The following is a 1,555-nucleotide window of genomic DNA, read 5'->3' as shown; positions in this document are numbered from 1 at the left end:
GGCAGGTGCCCGCATTCCCAAATGCACAAAGTAGCGATCAGTCCCGAACGCCAGAAACGGGCGCCAATGCCGCGCGAGCGGCTTCGTCCAAGGGCCGTGTTGCGACATGATACTGGTCGGCGGGGGTCCCGTCATTCGCTGCCATGGCGAAGCGAATGGTTGGGAAAGGTTGAGTTCGATATTATAGCCGCGCGTTACCGGCCCGCGATCTGCAAGGCCGCGTTACTGCAACGAGCCGAGGCTGTGTGAATACTCGTCGGCGGACAGGCGTTTGGAGGGGGGTGTGCTTGATTTGGCGACGGGATGCGGATCTTGGCCTCGATGGTGGTTTGGGGCACGATTGGCAGCCGGAATGTGTGTTGAACGCGGGCACGGGCAGCGATCCAATGCAGGCGCGCCCCTTCAGGCCTGAAGTGCCGCCAGAAGCCGCCGAACCCCGATCAGGGCAATCATGCGCTTGATGTTGCAGGCCAGAACGTGAAGCGCCATTTCCGTGCGCACATGTGTCAGTCGCCGCATCCGGAAATGCGTCGCGCCCATCCAGGCCTTGATCGTGCCGAACGGGTGTTCGACGGTCGAGCGGCGCAGCCTCGTCAGCGAGGGATCGCGGCTCATCCGATCTCGCATCTCGTCGACCAGATGCTCGTGCTCCCAGCGGGTGATCCGGCGCTCGTTCCCGGTGGTGCAGCGCGCCTTGACCGGGCAGTCTGCGCACACGTTCGTCCAGTAGCGCCTCAGGATCAGGCCGGCGTCCTCGGTCGTATACCGATATGTCAGCGTTTCGCCCGCCGGACAGCGGTAGACATCGGCAGCGACATCATAGGCGAAGTCGGCCTTCACATACATGCCCTTGCGCCGGTTGCCCGAGGTCTCGGGCCGCGGAAGGGTCGTGGTGATGCCATCCTCGTGACAGGCCAGAATGTCCCGACCGCTGAAATAGCCCCTGTCCGCGACGGCCTTCATCTCGTCGCGTCCGAGAACTGCCTTGGCGGCCTGCGCCATCGGCGCCAGCTGATCGCGATCGTGCCCTGTGTTGGTCACGTCATGCGCGACGATCAGGTGTGTTTCGGTATCGACGGCTGACTGGGTGTTGCAACCAATGAGCCCGCTGCCCCGCGCGCTGGTCGCCATGGCCCGTGCATCCGCATCGGTGAGTGAGATCTGCCCGTCCGGGGCGTCGTTCAATGCCTGATCCATCTCCTGTAGACGCTGGATCTCCTGCCGGATGCGACCGTATCGCCGGGCAAGATTGGCGATCTTTTCTTCTCGGGCCTCCCCTTTGTCCTGCCGGTCGATCCGCACCATCTCTTCGAGATATCGATCGATGCCGGCCTCGAGGTGGGCGATCCGGCTTGCGATCTTGCCCTTGGTGAAGTTCGTGTCCCGGTTATTCACCGCCTTGAACTTGGAGCCATCGATCGCGACGCAATCGCTCTTCAGAACGCCGATCTGACGGCAGATCTGAACAAAACCGGCGCAGGTCTTGCGGATCGCGGCACCGTTGTCGCGCCGGAAATCGGCAATCGTCTTGTGGTCCGGGATCAGCCGGCCCATC

General features: G+C 63.0%; 1 protein-coding gene. It reads right to left on the bottom strand.

All coding sequences use genetic code 11. The annotated features are described in order from the left end of the window. Positions 1-402: 402 nt before the first annotated feature. Positions 403-1,555, bottom strand: a 1,153-nt coding sequence (locus V8324_RS21755) for an IS1182 family transposase (protein ID WP_336421974.1), incomplete at its 5' end; no start/stop codon positions are given.

The sequence above is a fragment of the Roseovarius sp. D22-M7 genome (assembly GCF_037083785.1).
Taxonomy (GTDB): Bacteria; Pseudomonadota; Alphaproteobacteria; order Rhodobacterales; family Rhodobacteraceae; genus Roseovarius.
Note: the sequence above shows the minus strand (reverse complement) of the source record. Positions and strands in the feature narration are given on the sequence as shown.